At 72.6% G+C, this 17,515-nt stretch carries 14 protein-coding genes; 6 read left to right on the top strand and 8 right to left on the bottom strand.

The window, feature by feature from the left end; genetic code table 11:
* Positions 1-9 precede the first annotated feature (9 nt).
* Positions 10-1,098: an alanine racemase gene (locus I5071_RS20045; protein WP_236607093.1), complete on the bottom strand. Its 1,089-nt coding sequence runs from the start codon at positions 1,096-1,098 to the stop codon at positions 10-12.
* 30 nt (positions 1,099-1,128) lie between these two features.
* Between I5071_RS20045 and I5071_RS20040 the strand changes: the two genes are divergently transcribed.
* Positions 1,129-2,190 (top strand): type I asparaginase, encoded by a 1,062-nt coding sequence (locus tag I5071_RS20040; protein ID WP_236607092.1) that lies wholly within the window; start codon positions 1,129-1,131, stop codon positions 2,188-2,190.
* A gap of 3 nt (positions 2,191-2,193) precedes the next feature.
* On the opposite strand, the gene I5071_RS20035 is transcribed toward I5071_RS20040, so the two are convergent.
* Positions 2,194-3,348: a CAP domain-containing protein gene (locus I5071_RS20035; protein ID WP_236607091.1), complete on the bottom strand. Its 1,155-nt coding sequence runs from the start codon at positions 3,346-3,348 to the stop codon at positions 2,194-2,196.
* Positions 3,349-3,561: 213 nt separating this feature from the next.
* Here I5071_RS20035 and I5071_RS20030 point away from each other — a divergent pair, with 213 nt between their 5' ends.
* On the top strand, positions 3,562-4,485 hold the full coding sequence (locus tag I5071_RS20030; RefSeq protein ID WP_236607090.1) for a YgfZ/GcvT domain-containing protein: 924 nt from the start codon (positions 3,562-3,564) through the stop codon (positions 4,483-4,485).
* Here the strand turns inward: I5071_RS20030 and I5071_RS20025 are convergent, their stop codons facing one another.
* The 3 genes from I5071_RS20025 to I5071_RS20015 all read right to left on the bottom strand — a co-directional run bounded on the left by I5071_RS20025 (position 4,486) and on the right by I5071_RS20015 (position 7,820).
* Positions 4,486-4,746, bottom strand: a complete 261-nt coding sequence (locus I5071_RS20025) for a hypothetical protein (RefSeq protein WP_236607089.1) — start codon at positions 4,744-4,746, stop codon at positions 4,486-4,488.
* A 47-nt stretch (positions 4,747-4,793) separates the two neighbouring features.
* Positions 4,794-5,723 (bottom strand): glycosyltransferase family 2 protein, encoded by a 930-nt coding sequence (locus tag I5071_RS20020; protein WP_236607088.1) that lies wholly within the window; start codon positions 5,721-5,723, stop codon positions 4,794-4,796.
* Positions 5,724-5,792: 69 nt separating this feature from the next.
* Complete coding sequence (locus I5071_RS20015; protein ID WP_236607087.1) at positions 5,793-7,820, bottom strand: CRTAC1 family protein; 2,028 nt, start codon at positions 7,818-7,820, stop codon at positions 5,793-5,795.
* Positions 7,821-7,887: 67 nt separating this feature from the next.
* On the opposite strand from I5071_RS20015, the gene I5071_RS20010 reads away from it, so the two are divergent.
* Entirely contained in the window at positions 7,888-9,369 is a 1,482-nt protein-coding gene (locus I5071_RS20010; protein ID WP_236607086.1) for a S10 family peptidase, read from the top strand.
* A gap of 504 nt (positions 9,370-9,873) precedes the next feature.
* Positions 9,874-10,557, top strand: a complete 684-nt coding sequence (locus tag I5071_RS20005; protein ID WP_236607085.1) for a hypothetical protein — start codon at positions 9,874-9,876, stop codon at positions 10,555-10,557.
* Between the two features lie 49 nt (positions 10,558-10,606).
* On the opposite strand, the gene I5071_RS20000 is transcribed toward I5071_RS20005, so the two are convergent.
* Together I5071_RS20000 and pruA are read right to left on the bottom strand one after the other, a co-directional pair.
* Entirely contained in the window at positions 10,607-11,620 is a 1,014-nt protein-coding gene (locus I5071_RS20000; RefSeq protein WP_236607084.1) for a hypothetical protein, read from the bottom strand.
* A gap of 102 nt (positions 11,621-11,722) precedes the next feature.
* Positions 11,723-13,339 (bottom strand): L-glutamate gamma-semialdehyde dehydrogenase, encoded by a 1,617-nt coding sequence (gene pruA / locus I5071_RS19995; RefSeq protein WP_236607083.1) that lies wholly within the window; start codon positions 13,337-13,339, stop codon positions 11,723-11,725.
* Positions 13,340-13,625: 286 nt separating this feature from the next.
* On the opposite strand from pruA, the gene msrB reads away from it, so the two are divergent.
* Together msrB and I5071_RS19985 are read left to right on the top strand one after the other, a co-directional pair.
* The gene (gene msrB, locus I5071_RS19990) at positions 13,626-14,033 is read left to right on the top strand and encodes a peptide-methionine (R)-S-oxide reductase MsrB (RefSeq protein ID WP_236607664.1); all 408 of its coding nucleotides are present in this window, start codon (positions 13,626-13,628) and stop codon (positions 14,031-14,033) included.
* A gap of 706 nt (positions 14,034-14,739) precedes the next feature.
* The gene (locus I5071_RS19985) at positions 14,740-15,156 is read left to right on the top strand and encodes a DUF3224 domain-containing protein (RefSeq protein WP_236607082.1); all 417 of its coding nucleotides are present in this window, start codon (positions 14,740-14,742) and stop codon (positions 15,154-15,156) included.
* Positions 15,157-15,211: 55 nt separating this feature from the next.
* On the opposite strand, the gene I5071_RS19980 is transcribed toward I5071_RS19985, so the two are convergent.
* On the bottom strand, positions 15,212-17,452 hold the full coding sequence (locus I5071_RS19980; RefSeq protein ID WP_236607081.1) for a nidogen-like domain-containing protein: 2,241 nt from the start codon (positions 17,450-17,452) through the stop codon (positions 15,212-15,214).
* Between the last annotated feature and the right edge of the window lie 63 nt (positions 17,453-17,515).

Below are 17,515 nucleotides of genomic sequence, written 5' to 3'. Positions count from 1 at the left end.
TGTGGTCAATCACCAGTGGTTCACGCGCTCCCACTGCGCGATCACCCGGTCGTCGCCCGCGACCACCGCGTACGACGCGTGCATCGCGGCGGTGATGCACGCGTGGTTCGGTCGGATCCGCACGCGATCTCCGACTCGCAGCGACGACGGCGCGCCCGCGATCATCCCGTGCTCCTGGTTCACCGAGGTGACCAGCGCGCCGAGGGGCGCGTCGCGCAGATCCCGCACCTCGCCGTAACCCCCGCCGAACCGCTCCATGCTGCGATCCGCCGAGAGCGCGAGTGAGCCCGCGTCGATCAGCACGAGGCCCTCGCGACGGCGCACGCCGATCACCGAGGCGAGCACGGTGAGCGCGAGGTCGTCCTCGCCGCACGAGCCGATCGCGTGCTGGAAGCGATCGAAGAACGTGTACACGCCCGCGCGCAGCTCGGTCACCCCCTCGAGGTGCGTCGCGTGCACGGCGGTCGGCGTCGAGCCCACGCTGATCGTGTCGATGTCGTGGCCCGCGTCGCGCAGCCGCGACGCCGCGCGCACCGTGCGCGCTCGTTCCTCCTCGGCGATCGCGGTGATCGCCGCGACGCTCTCCGCGCCGTACGAGTGCCCCGCGTGCGCGAGCACGCCCGCCAGGCGCAACCGACGACCTCGCGCGAGCATGCTCGCGATCGCCAGCAGCTCGTCGCTCTCGGGATCGACCCCGCCGCGATGCTGTCCGACGTCGACCTCGATCAGCACCCGCAGCGCGGGATCGCGCTCCGAGAGCGCGCGCGCGACGTCGACGTCGTCGGTGATCACCGTGAGCTGCGCACCGCGCGCGACGAGCGCCTCGCACGCATCGATCTTCGCGGGATCGAGCCCCACCGCGTACGTCAGATCGCGCACGCCGTGCTCGAGGAAGTACGACGCCTCGCGCAGCGTCGACACCGTGATCGCGCCGTCCGCGGCGCGCCGCGCGACCTCGATCGACTTCGCGGTCTTGAGGTGCGGCCGCAGCGACACCCCGAGCGCCGCCGCGCGCGCCTTCATCCGCGCACAGCTCCGCTCCATCACGTCGCGCTCGAGCACGAGGCACGGCGTCGGGAGTTCACGCAACGTCGTCATCGAGGTCCCTTGCTACCATGCGCGCCTCTCATGCACGACGTCGCGCGGGTCCTGGTCCTGCACACGGGCGGCACGATCGGCATGCGCGAAGGCCCGCGTGGCTTCGCGCCGGTGCCGGGCGCCCTCGAAGAAGAGGTCGCGCGCCGACCGATGCTCTGCGATCCCAGCGAGCCGCGCTTCACCACCGCGCGCTTCGAGGACGGAACGCGCATCCGCTACGACGTCGTCGACTACGACCCGCTGCTCGACTCCGCGAACCTCGAGCTCTCGCACTGGGCGCGCTTCGCCGCCGACATCGGCGCGCGCTACGACGACTACGACGGCTTCGTGGTGCTGCACGGCACCGACACGATGGCCTACACCGCGAGCGCGCTCTCGTTCCTGCTCGAAGGGCTCGCCAAGCCGGTCGTGCTCACGGGCTCGCAGATCCCGCTCTCGCGCGTGCGCAGCGACGGGATGGACAACCTGCTGACCGCGCTCTGGATCGCGGCGCGCTCGCGCCTCCCCGAGGTGATGCTCGCGTTCCACCACAAGGTCTTCCGCGGCAACCGCGCGACGAAGGTGGACGCGACCGAGCTCGACGCGTTCGCATCGCCGAACCTGCCGCCGCTCGCCGAGGCCGGCATCGCGCTGCGGGTGCGTCGCGAGCTCGCGCTGCCCATGCCGACCACGCCGTTCCGGGTCGACCCGTCGCTCTCGCCGCACGTCGCCGCGTTGCGGCTCTATCCCGGCATCACCGAGAGCATCCTCGAGAACTTCCTGCGCCCGCCGCTCGAGGGCCTGGTGCTCGAGACCTACGGCACCGGCAACGCGCCCGAGCGACGCGCGCTGCTCGACGTCATCGAGGCCGCGACGCGCCGCGGCGTCATCGTGCTCAACGTCACCCAGTGCCTGCACGGCACCGTGAGCGCGTCGTACCAGGCGGGTCGCGCGCTCGCCGACGCCGGGGTGCTGCCCGGGGGCGACCTCACGCCCGAGGCCGCGCTCACCAAGCTCTGCTGGCTGCTCGGCAAGCGCGAGCTCTCGCGCGACGAAGTGCGCCGTCGCCTCGTCACCCCGCTGCGCGGCGAGATGAGCGACGAGCGCGCCTGAGCCTCAGCGACGGCGGCCCCAGCGACCCTCGACACGAATCCCGGGCACCTGGATGTGCACGCCGCCGCGATACACCGGCGCGTAGGGCGCGATCACGGTCCCGGGCGGGGGCATCACGATCACGCGGCGCGGCGGCGGGGGCGGATAGTAGATCCGCGGCGGCGGAGGCGGCGGGTAGTACACGCGCGGCGGCGGCGGCGGCGCGTAGACCGGCGGCGGCGGCGCGTAGACCGGCGGCGGCGGCGCGTAGACCGGCGGCGGCGCGTAGACCGGCTGCACCGGCTGCACGGTCGTGCCCGCGACGCAGCCCGTCGCTTCGTAGCCCGCAGGGGCGCCGGTCACGCTGAGATCGGGCGCGAGCTGCTGCCCCGGCTGCGCGCCCGCCGGCATCGGGTAGTACCACCACCGGCTCTGCGAGCAGACCCAGTAGCCCGACACCGCGCGCCCGGTCGGCCCCGGCACCACCACCGTCGGCCGCGTGCCCTGCGGCACCTGCGCGACGAACCCGCCCGCCTGCGGCGCGACGACCTGCGGCTCCACCACCTGCGGCGCGACGATCTGCGGCTCGACCACCTGCGGCGCGACGATCTGCGGCGCCGCGATCTCCGGCTCGACCACCGTGACCCGCGCCTCGCCCGGGGCGGCCTCGGGCGCTGCATCGACCACCGCCGGCGCCTCGCCCGCGACCTCGATGCGACCGAACACCTGCGTCACGTAGAGCCCGCGGTCGTCGTGCACCGATGCGATGCCGACGTGCGTGAACCGCGGGTTCAACATGTTCGCGAGGTGCGGCTCGCTCGCCTCGAGCGAGCGCTGCGCGTCGAGCGTCGTGTGGTGCATCGCGACGTTCTCGGCGAGCTCGTCGATGCCGAGCCCCGCCGCGTGCACACGATCGGCTGGGGTGCCGCTCTGCTCGCTCACGTGCTCGAGCGCGTCGCGGTCGGACATCTCGGCGCTGTGCACCAGCGCGGCCGCCTCGAGGTGCGCGTCGCGCGTGAGCGGCGCGAGCCCGGCCGCGGTGCGACGCGCGTTGATCGCGTCCAGCATCGCCTGCTCGCCCGCGGCGTCGCGGGTCTGCGCGCTGACCATCGCAGGCACGGTGATCGTCGCGAGCGCGACGAAGGTGAACAGGGCCAGACCGGACTGCGATCGATGCATGGCGTTTCTCTCCAGTGTGGAGACGTGCACCGGCCGGAGCAATCCCCACGCCACGTGACGCCACGCCTCCGGAGGGGTCGTTTGCCTCGGAAAAACGCGCACATGCCCGCGCCGCGGACCCCCAGTGACGCCGATCGTGCCAGGGGATCGCGTGGACGCGCGTTCACGCACCAGCCCTTGCGACGTCGCGATCACCGCTGCAGAGCTGCCCACATGACGAGCGACGCGCGGGTGCGAGAGGCGGGCTGGCTGGCGACCACGGCGGGCGTGCGCGCCCTCGACGACCGGGTGCTCGTGTCGGTGCGCGGTGACGACGCGCGCACCTGGCTCAACGGGCAGATCACGAACGACGTCCGCAGCACCCACGCCGGCGACGCGGTGTACGCGCTCGCGATCCACGTGAAGGGCCGCGTGCTCGCCGACCTCTTCGTGCTCGATCGCGGCGAGCGCGGCCTCGCGATGACGCTCCCGCGGCGCAACCTCGCGGCGCTGCTCGAGCACTTCGAGCGCTACGTGATCATGGAGGACGTCGAGCTCGTGACCGACGAGGGCGTCGTGCTGATCACGGTGCAGGGCCCGCGCGCGAAGGACGTCGTCGTCGAGGGCCTCGAGGCCTACGCCTGCGATCGCCTGGGGCAGGGCGGCGTCGACGTGATCGTGCCGAGCGGGCAGCGCGACGCGGTGCTCGCGACGCTCGGCGAGCGCGCCGCTGGGATCGGTGGTGGCGTGGTGAGCGACGAGGGCTGGGAGCTCGCGCGCCTCCGCGCCGCGCGTCCCGCGCTCTTCGCCGACTTCGGCGAGCACACGTACCCCCAGGAGGCCGGCCTCGAGCAGGGCGCGGTGTCGTTCCAGAAGGGCTGCTACCTCGGCCAGGAGGTCGTGTGCATGCTCGAGAACCGCGGGCAGCTCAACCGCCGGCTCGTCGCGATCGAGAGCGAGGCCGAGCTCGAGCCCGGCCTCGGCATCACCGACGCGAGCGGGACGAAGCTCGGCGAGATCACCAGCGCGGTGCGCGATCCCGAGCGCGCGCGCACCCTCGCGCTCGGGTTCGTGAAGCGCGCCCACGCGAGCGCGGGGACCGAGCTCACGAGCGACAAGGGCGCGCTGCGCGTCACCGCGGTCGTCGCGAGCGCATGATCACTCGCGCGTGACCACGCGCTCGACGAGCAGCTCGAGGCGCTCGGTCTCGCTCGCGCCGCGCGTCGTCGGCGTCACCTTCCAGCCCGGATCGCGCATCAGCGCTTCGATCACGGCGCGCGCCACCCGCGGGCGCACCACGCGATCGAAGCGCGCGTGCCACTCGTACCCGTCCTCTTCGCCCTCGTAGTCGTCGGGGAACGCAGCCGAGAGCCGGAGCTCGATGGTGTACGTGCGCTCCTCGCGATAGTCGTCGCTCATGCGCGCTGTCTTTGCGCCGCGCGGCGCGCGCGTCGAGCGCGTTTCGGTCACGCCGTCGGGCGCCGGTAGCGGCTCATCAGGAAGGGCTCCATCCACAGCACCTTCCCGAGCCCCGCCGCCGCCGCGGCGAGCCGCGCGTTGGTGCCACCGCGCCCGAGCAGCACGCCGCTCGCCGGCGCCAGCGCGGTGTTGCCGACCGCCTGCATCGCGCCCGCGAGCATCCACGCCGCGGCCTCCGCGAGCGACGGGTTCTCGCGCGCGATGCACGAGTACGTGCGCATCTGACCGCACGAGAACCGGTACTTCAGCGTGCTCGAGAGCTCGAGGCGCTGCGGCGGCACGTGCTCCAGCACCCGCGCCTCGCGGCACCACACCAGCCGGCCCCCGCGCTCCTCCATCGTGCGGATCAGCTTCGTGTCCTCGCCGCCCACCAGCCCGAGCGAGACCTCGAACGGCGCGTCGCTGCCCAGCGCCTCGCGCAGGAACATCGAGCTCCCGGTGCCGACGTGGGCGACACGCCGCGGCTCGAGCGGCCCGCTCGGATCGTCGAAGTCGCGCGTCAGCCACTCGAGCGCCCACTCCATGCCGTCGGGGATCTCGCCCTCGCACACGAAGATCACCGCGCCGAACACCGCGTCCGCGCGATGTCGCGCCTGCGCGTGCTCGAGCTCCTCGAGCCAACCCGGCTCGGCTTGTTCGTCGTCGTCGAGGAACGCGATGCGCTCGCCGCGTGACGCCGCGACACCGCGGTTGCGCGCGTACGAGATCCCCGCGCGCGGCTCGTGCTCGTAGCGCAGCGGGACCGGTGACTCGTCCATCAGCGCGCGGACCGTGTCGCGCGCGCCGGCGTCGGGTGAGTTGTCGACCACCACGATCTCGTGCCGCGCCCGCGCGTGTGGGTGCTCGTAGCAACTCCGCACCGCGCGCCGTAGCGAACGGTTGCGACGGAACGTCGGGATGACGATCGAGGTGTCCATGCGCGCTCCGCAGTGCATGCGGAGCGCCACCTCGCGACGCGCGCGACCACGCGGTCCCGCGCGCCGCGCTCACTGCGCGACGAGCGTGGCGCCCACGCCTCGGCGCACCACGAATCGGTGCCCCGACGTCACGCGGAACGTCTCGCGGGTGCCCGCGTCGTCGGGCCATCGCACGTCGACTTCCGCCTCGCATGCGGCGCCGAGGCCGAACGTCAGCGCCAGGTCGCCCTGATCGCCGTAGTGCCCGTGCCCACCCTCGATCTCGCGCGTCTGCGCCACGCCGGGGGTGCGCACCGTGACGCGGGCGCCGATCGCGGTGCGGTTCATCGCGCCGTCGCCCTCGAAGCGCAGCTGCACCCAGCTCGCCTCGCCGCCGTCGCTCGCGAGGCTCTCGAAGAGCCGCACCTGCGACGTCGGATAGCAATCGTCGGGAGGGCCGCAGCGCGCGCGCGAGTGACCGAGGACCACGTCGAGGTCGCCGTCGCGATCGAAGTCCGCGACCGCGATCCCCTGGGCGCGGTGGTGATCGATCCCGTCGGCGATCGGCACCTCGCGGAAGTGCCCCGGTGTGTCTTGTTGGTAGAGGAGGCCGTGGTTGCCGGGGTACTCGCTGCCGCCGAGCCACACGTCCATCCAGCCGTCGAGATCGAAGTCGAAGAGCGCCGCGGTGATGATCCCCTCGTCCCACGACGTAGGGTCTGCGTGCGGGATCACGAGGCCCGTCGCATCGCGCCCCGGTCGCTCGAAGCGGACCTTGGGATCGCCGGTGTTGAGCAGCAGCTCCGCGCCATCGGCGCCGCGGCCCGCCCACCAGTGCCGGATCTCGGTGGTCAGCAGATCGACGTCGCCGTCGTTGTCGACGTCGCCGCAGATCGTCGCGCCGCTGTTGCCGCCGAGCCGGTACGGACGGCGATCGGTGTCGTGGCTCCAGCCGTCGGCGCACGCGACCGCCGGCGCGGGCACCTCGGCGCAGCCCTCGGCGGCGCGGTCCGCCTGGCAGAAGCAGCGCGCGAACTGGTTGTCCTCCCACGACCGATCGCCGTCGAACGCGTAGCCGGACTCGACCGACGCGTTGTCGTAGACGACGTCGTTCCCGTCGCGTCGCGCGCGCCACAGGTGGTTCGGCGCGCGGCCGTACGACGCGACGAGCAGCTCGGACAATCCGTCGTCGTTCAGGTCGCACGCCGCGGTGGACCACGCGCGGCTGTGGCCGCGCGCGGCGTCGAGGTCGTCGAGCGAGATCCAGTCGCGGGTCTCGAGCCCGGCCGCGATCGTCGCGTCCTCGAAGCGCCCGGCGCCGTCGTTGCGCCACAGCACGTCCTGCAGGAACACGATCTGGCCGGTCGAGGGCGACGTGAAGTTGTGGTGCCCGACGAAGAGATCGAGGTCGCCGTCGAGGTCGTGGTCGACGAACGTCGCGCCCGCGGGCGCGTCGACGCCCACGTCGAAGTGCACCGCCGCGCCGACGGTGAACACGCCGCCCTGCTGCACGAGGACGTCGCTCCGGTCCTCGCGGAGCTCGCCCTCGCCGTCGAGCGAGCTCACGCCGAGGTACGCGTCGAGATCTCCGTCGCCGTCGACGTCGCCCCAAGCGATCACCTCGACCGCGCGACCGCCGGCGCCCGCGCGCCGGGTGAGGAAGCCCGAGCGCTCGGTCACGTCCTCGAAGCGCCCGTCGCGGGTGTTGCGGAGCAGCCAGGTGTGGCGCGCGCCGCCGGGCGCGAAGTCGTCGATGCCCGCGGGGATGCGGCGCACCACGAGGTCGGTCCACTCGTCGCCGTCGTAGTCGATCGCCTCGATGCGCACGCCCTCGATCCCGTCGAGCGCCCACTCGCTCGTCGCCTCGCGGAACGCGGGCTCACCGGGCTCCCAGCGATGACCGGTCCCGCAGATCGCCGGCGGCAGATCGCCGCACGCCTCGACGTCGCAGAACTGGTCGCCGCTGCAGACCTCGCCGCCCGGCGTGCCGCAGTGACAGAGCCCGTCGTCGGGTGAGCACACCGCGCCCGCCGCCGCGCACTCGACGTTCGCACATCGATCCTCGCAGCCCGCGACCGAGACCAACACCACGCACGCGACCACGACACGCCACAGCATCGCCGCGCATCCTCGCAGGGCGGGGCGCTTCACGTCGATGGAGGGCCCGTGCGAAGGTCCACACGTCATGAGCGATACGAAAGAAGACGACGCGAAGAAGAGCGTCGACGCGCTGCGACCGGTGCACGCCGAGCCCACCGAGATCGCGTCGATCACCAAGCACGAGACGATGCTCGCGGGGCGTCGCCTCGCGTACACCGCGACCACCGGCACCATCGTGCTGCGCGGCCCGAAGGACGAGGCGCGCGCGAGCATCTTCCACGTCGCGTACACCCTCGACGACGCCGCGCCCGAGCAGCGCCCGGTCACGTTCTGCTTCAACGGCGGGCCCGGATCGTCGTCGGTGTGGCTGCACCTCGGCGCGTTCGGGCCCAAGCGCGCGGCGTTCCCCGATCCCCAGCATCCGCCGCCGCCGCCCTATCGCCTCGAGGACAACGACGCGTCGATCCTCGATCTCACCGACCTCGTGTTCGTCGACCCGGTGGGCACCGGGTTCTCGCGCATCGAGGGCGAGGCGAAGCCCGAGGAGTTCTACGGGCCCACGCCCGACGTCGAGTCGGTGAGCGAATTCGTGCGTGCGTGGATCACCCGCAATCGCCGGTGGAACTCGCCGAAGCTGCTCGCCGGCGAGAGCTACGGAGGCACGCGCGTCGCCGCGATGGCGAGCTACCTCCAGGAGCGCGGCATGTTCCTCAACGGCGTGCTGCTGATCTCGCCGGCGCTCGATCTCGCGGCGCTCGAGTTCGGCCCCGAGAACGATCTGCCGAGCGTGCTCTACCTGCCGAGCTACGCGATGACCGCGCTCTACCACGGCGCGCTCGCCGACGTGCCGGTCGATCGCGAGGGCTGGCTCGGCGACGTGCGCGAGTTCGCGATGCGCGAGTACGCGCCCGCGCTGCTGATGGGCTCGCGGGTGCGCAGTGACGAGCGCGCGCGCATCGTCGAGCGCGTCGCGCGCTTCACCGGGCTCGCGCCGGCGTGGATCGAGCGCAACGATCTGCGCGTCGACATCGCGCGCTTCTGCAAGGAGCTCCTGCGCGATCGCGGGGTCCTGGTCGGCCGGCTCGACAGTCGGTTCACCGGGCACGACGCGGATCGCGGCACCGAGAGCATGGGGCGCGACCCCAGCTACAGCGCGCCGCACGGCCCCTACGCCGCGCTGATGAACGACTACGTGCGGCGGGTGCTCGGGGTCGAGCAGGAGCGCGCGTACGAGATCCTCAGCCTCAAGGTGAACGAGAGCTGGAAGTGGGAGATCCCGAAGGGCAAGAGCGGCGGGTACCTCAACGTCGTGGGCCCGCTGCGCAGCGCGATGCTCGACAACCCGCACCTCAAGGTGTTCTTCGCGAACGGCTACTACGACCTCGCGACGCCGTTCTTCGCGGCGGAGCACGCGGCGAGTCATCTCGGCGGAGAGGCCCACGTGCGCGCGAACGTGATCGAGGCGTTCTACGAGGCGGGGCACATGATGTACCTGCACGCGGCGTCGCGGGCGCGGATGCGGAGCGATCTGGTGCGCTTCTACGCTGCGGCGATCGGCGAGCGGTAGGCCGAGCACGCGCAAGTGGCACGTGGACGAGCACGCGGGACGAGCACGGGGCGGCGCGGTGGGTCGCGACGCGTCGGGGTGAAGCGTCCGGTGGATCCGGCGCGGCGGTGCTGTGATTCGCACGGACCGCCCCGGACACGTGGCGGGTGGGCTCCTGCGCATCGCAGGGCGCCGGCGGACACGCGTCGGGTGGCTCCCTGCGAATCGCAGGACCGGTGCGGACACGTGTCGGGTGGCTCGCTGGGAATCGCAGGACGCGCTCGGACGCGTGTCCGGTGGGTTCCCGCAGATCGCAGGGCGTCCCCCGACACGCGTCGGGTCTGGTGCTGCGAATCGCAGGATGCGCGTGGACACGCGTCGGGTGTCTCCCTGCGAGTCGCAGGACCGGTGCGGACACGTGTCGGGGCCGGCCCGGAAGTCTCGGCCGGGCTCGCGACGCGGGAAGTTGACGGCACGCGCGTCGTGGTGCGCGATCACACCGGGCCGAACAGGAGGGCCCGCACGATGCAGCTCCCCAGCAGAGACACACCCATCGCGCGCTGCGTGACGCTCAGCGCGTTCGCGCAGGCCGCGCTCCGCCGGTACGCGACGTTGTTCGACGCGACGCCCGACGTCCGGGCGCGCCTCGAGTCGCTCGCCGGCACCCTCGCCGACGTCACCACGACGCTCACCACCCAGCAGGCTGCGTACGAAGCCGCGGCGCTCGCGCTGATCGGGCCGCGCGTCGAGGTGAAGCTCGTCGATCTGCACGCCGACACCGTCGTGCGCAGCGTGAAGCGCGCCGCCGACGACGCCGGCGTGGGCAGCCTCGTGTTCCCGGCGGGCATGCAGCCGATCGTGAAGCCGGTCGGGGCGACCGAGGTCGCGGCGCTGCGCACGCTCGAGGGTCGCATCGCATCGGCGAGCGCGTGGGCCGATCGCGAGCTCCAGCGCGCCCGGATCGCGGCGGTGCGCGCGGAGTACGACGCGGCGCTGCTGCGGCGGCGCGACGCGCGCGCGGCGGCCGCGGATGCGCGCGCGCTGCGCGACGACGCGAAGGAGTCGTTCCTCGATGCCTACGCGGCGGTGGCCGCGGCGATCAAGGAGCTCTTCCCCCGCGACCGCCCGCGCCAGGACGTGTTCTTCGACGAGGCGCGCGCCGCGCGCGGCGAGGCCGACGACGACGAGGAGCCGGCGCCGGCGACGTGAGGTGGAACGCGCGCTCCGCATCACCGTGCGGAGCGCGCGTCGCTCTCTCTCAGAAGATGTCGATCTCGAACACCCGCTCGAGACCCTCGCCGTCGTTCGCGTTCGAGTAGGTGACGAAGAGCCGGCAGGTGCCGCGATCGAAGCCCTCGATGCGCACGATGCTCGCGGGATCGACCTCGCTGCGCGCGCCCTGACGATCGAGCTGCACGTCCTCGACGACGCGGCACACCTCGGGCGTCGCGACCTCGATCACGCGATCGGGGCGGCCCTGGCAGAGCGGGCGCTCGCCGACGATCGGCACGATGCGCACGGTGCCGACGCTGCCCGCGGGGATCGTCGCGGCGTCGGTGCCGCCGACGAGGATCGCGTCGTCGATCGCGCCCTCGGCGACGACCTCGACGGCGAGCGTGTCGGCGTCGTCGAGCAGGCTGGTGATGGTGGCCACGCCCGGGCTCTGGCCGGTGCGCAGCGGGAGGTTCGAGGTGGGCGCGGCCTGGGTGTCGAGCTGCAGCGTGTTCGCGGGCTCGATCGCGAACGGGTAGCTGCCCCAGCCGGTGAGCGCGACTCCGTCGCCCGCGGTGAGCACGAGCGGGAGCGAGATGCGCGAGCCGCCGGCGAGGTAGGGGCCCTCGTCCTCGGTGGCGCAGGCGTTCGAGACCACGGCGCGCGCGACGTCGTCGGCTTCGACGATCACGGTGTCGAACACCTCTTCGTCGGGATCGTCGCCGGTCGAGACGCGCACGTCGATGCGCGCCGCGCCCGGGCCGTTCGCGATGAGCTCGACGAGCTGGGAGTCGAAGCGCGCGACGTCGACCGCGGTGGGCGTGTCGCTGCGCGCTTCCACGATCGAGCCGACGGCGAAGCCGGGACGCGGATCGAGCACGAGCGTCGCGCGGGATCCGACCGCGATGGGCGTGGCGACGTCGACCAGGCCCTCCTGCGTCGCGTAGGCGAACGCGAGGCTCCCCGCCTCGCCGTCGCCGTCGTCGCAGGCGGGCAGGGCGAGGAGCACGATCGTCGCGAGGGATCTCGCGATGCCCGAAGGGCGGGCGAAACGCAGCATGGCGATGTCCTCCGTCGTGAGCAGAGGACATCCATCGCGAGGGGTGTGCCGGCGCGTGCTGACGAGGGAACGAGCACGAGCACGTGCTCGGTCGGACGGGGCTCAGGGCCGATCGGAGAGGAACGGGTACCGCCAGTCGGTCGGCGGCACGAACGTCTCCTTCACGGTGCGCGGGCTGATCCACCGGATCAGGTTGAACATCGAGCCCGCCTTGTCGTTCGTGCCGCTGGCGCGCGCGCCGCCGAAGGGCTGCTGGCCGACCACCGCGCCCGTCGGCTTGTCGTTGACGTAGAAGTTCCCCGCGGCGTTGCGCAGCGCGACGTCGGCCTCGGCGAGCGCGATCGAGTCGCGCGCGAACACGGCGCCGGTGAGCGCGTAGGGCGACGTGCCATCGACGAGCTCGAGCGTGTCGCTCCACTTCGCGTCGTCGTAGACGAAGCACGTGACCACGGGGCCGAAGATCTCCTCGCTCATGAGGCGGTGCTTCGGATCCTCCACCTGCACGAGGGTCGGCTGCACGAACCAGCCGTCGGCGTCGCTCGCGCCGCCGCCCGCGAGGATCGTCGCGCTCTGCCGCGCGAGCTCCTGGTAGCCGCGGATGCGCGCGAACGCGCGGTCGTCGATCACCGCGCCGACGAAGCTCGAGAAGTCGGCGACGTCGCCCATCTTCATCGACGCGAGGTCGGACACGACACGATCGCGCACCGTGGGCCACAGCGAGCGCGGCACGTAGATGCGCGAGGCGGCCGAGCACTTCTGGCCCTGGTACTCGTAGCCGCCGCGCGAGATCGCGGTCGCGACCGCGATCGGATCCGCGCTCGGGTGCGCGACGATGAAGTCCTTGCCGCCGGTCTCGCCGACGAGGCGCGGGAAGGTGCGGTAGCGATCGAGGTTCGCGGCGACGCCCTTCCACAGGTGCTTGAAGGTGCCGGTCGATCCCGTGAAGTGGATCGCGGCGAGGTGCGGGCTCGCGAGCGCGACCTCGCTCTGGGTGGGGCCGTGGCCGGGCACGAGGTTGAGCACGCCGTCGGGCAGGCCCGCCTCGCGCAGCATCTCGAGCACGTGCCAGCAGCCGAGCAGGCTCGAGGTCGCGGGCTTCCACACGCACACGTTGCCGCCGAGGATCGGCGCGCACGGGAGGTTCGCGGCGATCGCGAGGAAGTTGAACGGCGTGACCGCGAAGACGAAGCCCTCGAGCGGGCGCATCTCGAGGCGGTTCCACATGCCGCGCGACGAGACCGGCTGGTGCTTCTGGAGCTCGGCGTAGAAGTGGACGTTCCACCGGAAGAAGTCGGCCATCTCGGCGACGGCGTCGATCTCCGACTGGTGCGCGGTCTTGCTCTGTCCGAGCATGCACGCGGCGCTGATGCGCGCGCGCCACGGGCCGCTGAGGAGATCGGCGGCGCGGAGGAAGATCGCGGCGCGCTCCTCGAAGGGCGTCTCGGCCCACGCGGGCGCGACCGCGAGCGCGGCGTCGATCGCGGCCTGGGTCTCCTTCGCGCCGGCCTCGTGGGCGCGCGCGACCACGTGGCGCCGGCGGTGCGGCATCGTGACCTCGAGGATCGAGCCGGTGCGGAGGTCGTCGGGCCCGGCGACGATGGGGATCTCGGCGACCTCCTTCGAGAGCGTCGCGAGCGCTTCGGCGAGGCGCGCGCGTGCGGGCGAGCCCGGCTCGTGCGTGTCGACGTGCTCGTTGTAAGGCGCGGGAAGGCTGGACATTCGATCCTCCAGTAACTGCGGGCGTGTCCAAAATCGGCTCGCCCGCTCCAGGCCCTCCCGTCCGCAGCTCCGCACGCTCCCGTGCGGGCCCGGTGCAGGCGAGCACTCCGGTAACTGAGATCGCACCTGGCTCGTATGGTTGGGTATGAGACGCCGCACGATGATCCAGATCCTGCTCGCGACGCCGATCGGGCTCGCGTGCTCGGGCTCGTCGATCGCGCAGACGACGCAGGGCGAATGGCCGGGGCCGGTGCAGCCGGTGTCGTACGTAGGCGCGGTGCCCGCGGTGGGCGATCGGCTGGTGCTGAGCGACGAGGAGTGGAGGCGGAGGCTGACGCGCGCGCAGTACGAGGTGCTGCGTCGTCAGGGCACCGAGCCCGCGTTCACCGGGGCGCTCTGGGAAGAGCATCGCGAGGGGACGTTCTTCTGCGCGGGATGCGGGAACCCGCTGTTCCGCTCGAGCGACAAGTTCGACTCGGGAACGGGGTGGCCGAGCTTCACGCGACCGCTCGAGCCGGGGCGGGTGGAGGAGCAGCGCGACGCGTCGCACGGGATGGTGCGGACCGAGGTGCACTGCGCGCGCTGCGGGGGGCACCAGGGGCACGTGTTCGACGATGGGCCGGCGCCTACGGGGCTCAGGTACTGCATCAACAGTGTGAGTCTGGAGTTTCGGGTCGGTAGCGCTCCGGTGTGAGGCGGGGGGTGGTGCCTCCGCCGCCCTGTGTGCTCGCGGGCTGCTGTACGGAAGGGCGCGAGCGTCGGGAATCGGTGGGCGCATCGCGGCGCGCGCGTTGCGCTCTGCCGCGATGCTTCGATCAGTCTGTGGTCGGCCTCTGCGAGCCCCCGTCGCACGAGGGCGGCGGAGGCACCACCCCCCGCCCGGTACCGCGGTTCTGCCGTCTCGCTTGGGTGGGATGGGGAGGCTCGCGACCGATCCGCGCTTCGCCGCGGCTCGGACGCTCGCGTGTAGCACCGCGCTTCGCGCGTGTGCGCGCTTCGCGCGTGAATTGATGCGGTGAGATGGCGTGAGGAGCACGCAGCGCGCGTCAGCGCGATGCGGGCGGTGGCGCGAAGCGCGGTGAGATGGACGTGAGGAGCACGCAGCGCGCGTGAGCGCGATGCGGGCGGTGGCGCGAAGCGCGGTGAGATGGACGTGAGGAGCACGCAGCGCGCGAAGCGCGATGGGTGCGGTGGCGTGTGTGAGATGGACGTGAGGAGCACGCATCGCGGATCGGCCTGGACCAGATCCTTCGGGCGAGCGCTGCGCGCGGATTCGCGTCGACCAATGGGTGCAGCGTCGTGGTCTTCCTAACCCTCCTGCTCTCCTCAGAAATTCTCTCCGGCTCTCCTTGTCGCGAAAGTCCGATACGCCGGCTCGCCGCGCGAATACGTTCTCCCGCATGACGGAGCTGCCGAAGAAGACGATCGTCGCGACGTTCGCGATCACGCAGTGGGACGAGACGGTCACGCACGAGCCGAAGGCCGGCGAGGGCGGGGCGAAGATGGCGCGCGTGGTGGTGCGCAAGACGTTCTCCGGGCCGCTCGAGGGCACGAGCGTCGCGGACGTGCTCACCGCGCGCGGGGAGGGGGGCGCGGGGTATCTCGCGTCGGAGCTCGTGGACGGAACGCTGGAGGGACGGCGCGGGACCTTCGTGCTGCAGCACGGCGGGATCGACGACGGCGGGAAGCAGCGCGCGTTCGGGTGCGTCGTCGCGGGGAGCGGGACCGGTCAGCTGCGCGGGCTGCGCGGTGACGTGGTGTACGCGCACGACGAGAACGGCGCGCGCATCACGCTGACGTACTCGCTGGAGAGCTGACGGAACGACGAGAGGGCCCGTCTCGCGACGGGCCCTCTCGATCTGGATCACTCGCTCAGCGACGACGACGCGCGAGCACGAGGCCGAGCGCGATCAGCATCGCGAACGCGCCCGTGCTCGACGTGCGACCACCGGTGCGGCAGCTGCAGCCGCCGCCCGACGCGCCGCCCTCCGCGCCTCCGTCGCGCGCGCTGCCGCCGTCGCGACCGCCCGTCGCCGCGTCGTCGGGCACGCCCGCATCGGCGCCGACGCCGGCGTCGCTCTCGCTGCCTGCGTCGGGCATGACCTCGACGGTGCACGTCGCCGAGCAGCCGTCGCCGTCGGTCGTGTTGCCGTCGTCGCAGGCCTCGCTCGCCGCGGTGTTGAGCGCGCCGTCGCCGCACGCGACCACCGTGCAGTCGGCGTCGCACGTCACGGTGGCCGCGCCCTCGTCGCAGGTCTCGCCCGCGGTCACGTTGAGGATCGCGTCGCCGCACGACGCGGTCGTGCAGTCGGCGTTGCAGGTCGCGGTCTCCGCGCCGTCGTCGCAGCGCTCGCCCGCGTCGACGACCGAGTTGCCGCACGCCTCGACCGCGCAGGCGTCGGAGCAGCCGTCGCCCGCCATCGTGTTGCCGTCGTCGCACGCCTCGCTCGCGGTCGCGTTGCGCGTGCCGTCGCCGCACGTCGTGCTGGTGCAGTCGGCGTCGCACGTCGCGGACTCGGCGCCGTCGTCGCAGTCCTCGCCCGCGTCGACGACCGAGTTGCCGCACTCCTCGAGCTGACAGGTGGGCGAGCAGCCGTCGCCCGCGGCGGTGTTGCCGTCGTCGCAGCCTTCGCCCGCGACGGTGTTGCGGGTGCCGTCGCCGCAGGTCGCGGTGCTGCAGTCGGCGTCGCAGGTCGCGGCGTCGACGCCGCCGGTGTCGCAGTCCTCGCCGAAGTCGACGATGGTGTTGCCGCAGACCTCGATGCCGCAGATCGGGCTGCAGCCGTCGCCCGCGGTGGTGTTGCCGTCGTCGCAGCCCTCGCCGGCGGTGGCGTTGGTGCGGCCGTCGCCGCACGCGACCACGGTGCAGTCACCGTCGCAGCTCGCGGTCTCGGTGCCCGCGTCGCAGCTCTCGCCCGCGACGGTGTTGAGCTCGCCGTCGCCACACGCGACCGCGGTGCAGTCCGCGTCGCAGGTCGCGCTGACCGCGCCGGTGTCGCAGGTCTCGCCGGCGTCGACGACCGAGTTGCCGCACTCCTCGAGCTGACACACCGGCGAGCAGCCGTCGCCCGCGGTGGTGTTGCCGTCGTCGCAGCCTTCGCCGGCCGCGGTGTTGCGCTGGCCGTCGCCGCAGCGGACCGCGCTGCAGTCGGCGTCGCACGTGGGCGTCGCGCCGCCGGTGTCACAGGCCTCGCCGGCGGCCGCGTTGCGCACGCCGTCGCCGCACGCCGCGACGGTGCAGTCGACGTCGCAGGTCGCGCTCTCGCCGGCGGCGTCGCACTGCTCGCAGCCGCCCTCGACGCGGCCGTTGCCGCAGCTCGGGATCACGGTCGGGTTCGCGCGGATGCGCCACACGCCGGGCGTGCCGACGTTGCTCTGGGTGAGCAGCGTGTCGGTGACCGAGAGCGTGAGCGAGCCCGGGAGCTGCGCCGCGGTGCGCGTGTCGCCGTAGTCGATGCCGGCGACCGCGGGGCGGCACGTGCCGTTCATGACCGTCGTCTCGGTGCAGCGTCCGTCGGCGGCTGCGCCGCTCGCGGTGCCGGCGTGCCACGAGAGCGCGGCGTAGCGGAACTCGACGACGATGCCGGCCTCGCCGCAGACCTCGGCGGGGCTGAGCACGAGCTGGAACGTGTTGACGCGCGCGTAGCTCGTGGCGGCGCTCGTGGCGTCGTAGTGGACGGTGTTGCTCCAGGTGACCGTGACACGGTTCGCCGCGGGATCGACGCAGTAGCGCACGTCACCGGGGTTCGTGTCGGTGGCGCTCCGGTTGCGCAGGTCGACGTCGGCGAAGAACGGCGCGAGCGTGAGGCGCGTGAGGCCCGGCACCGCGGTCGGCGTGAAGGTGCTGAGCGCGCCGCCGAACGTGACGTTGCCGTTCACGTTGACGAACATCGACGTGTAGGAGTTGCCGGCGATCGTGACCGGCCGCGCGGTGGTGAACACCGGGGCGAGGTCGACCTGGCGGCTTCCGTCGTCGAGCGCCGAGAAGAGCGGGTCGAGCAGGGTCTCGGTGCCGCCGCATGGGAGGATCGACGCCTGCGCGCTGGCGAGCGAGGGTGCGCCGAGGGTCAGGAGAACGAGCAGGAGGGCCGGGAACGTCGAGCGATCGTGCAACACGCCACCTCTCTGAATGCGGTGTTCGTGTATTGGTACATGATTGCTGGATTTCGGTAAACA

The organism is Sandaracinus amylolyticus, from assembly GCF_021631985.1.
Lineage (GTDB): Bacteria > Myxococcota_A > Polyangia > Polyangiales > Sandaracinaceae > Sandaracinus > Sandaracinus amylolyticus_A.
Note: the sequence above shows the minus strand (reverse complement) of the source record. Positions and strands in the feature narration are given on the sequence as shown.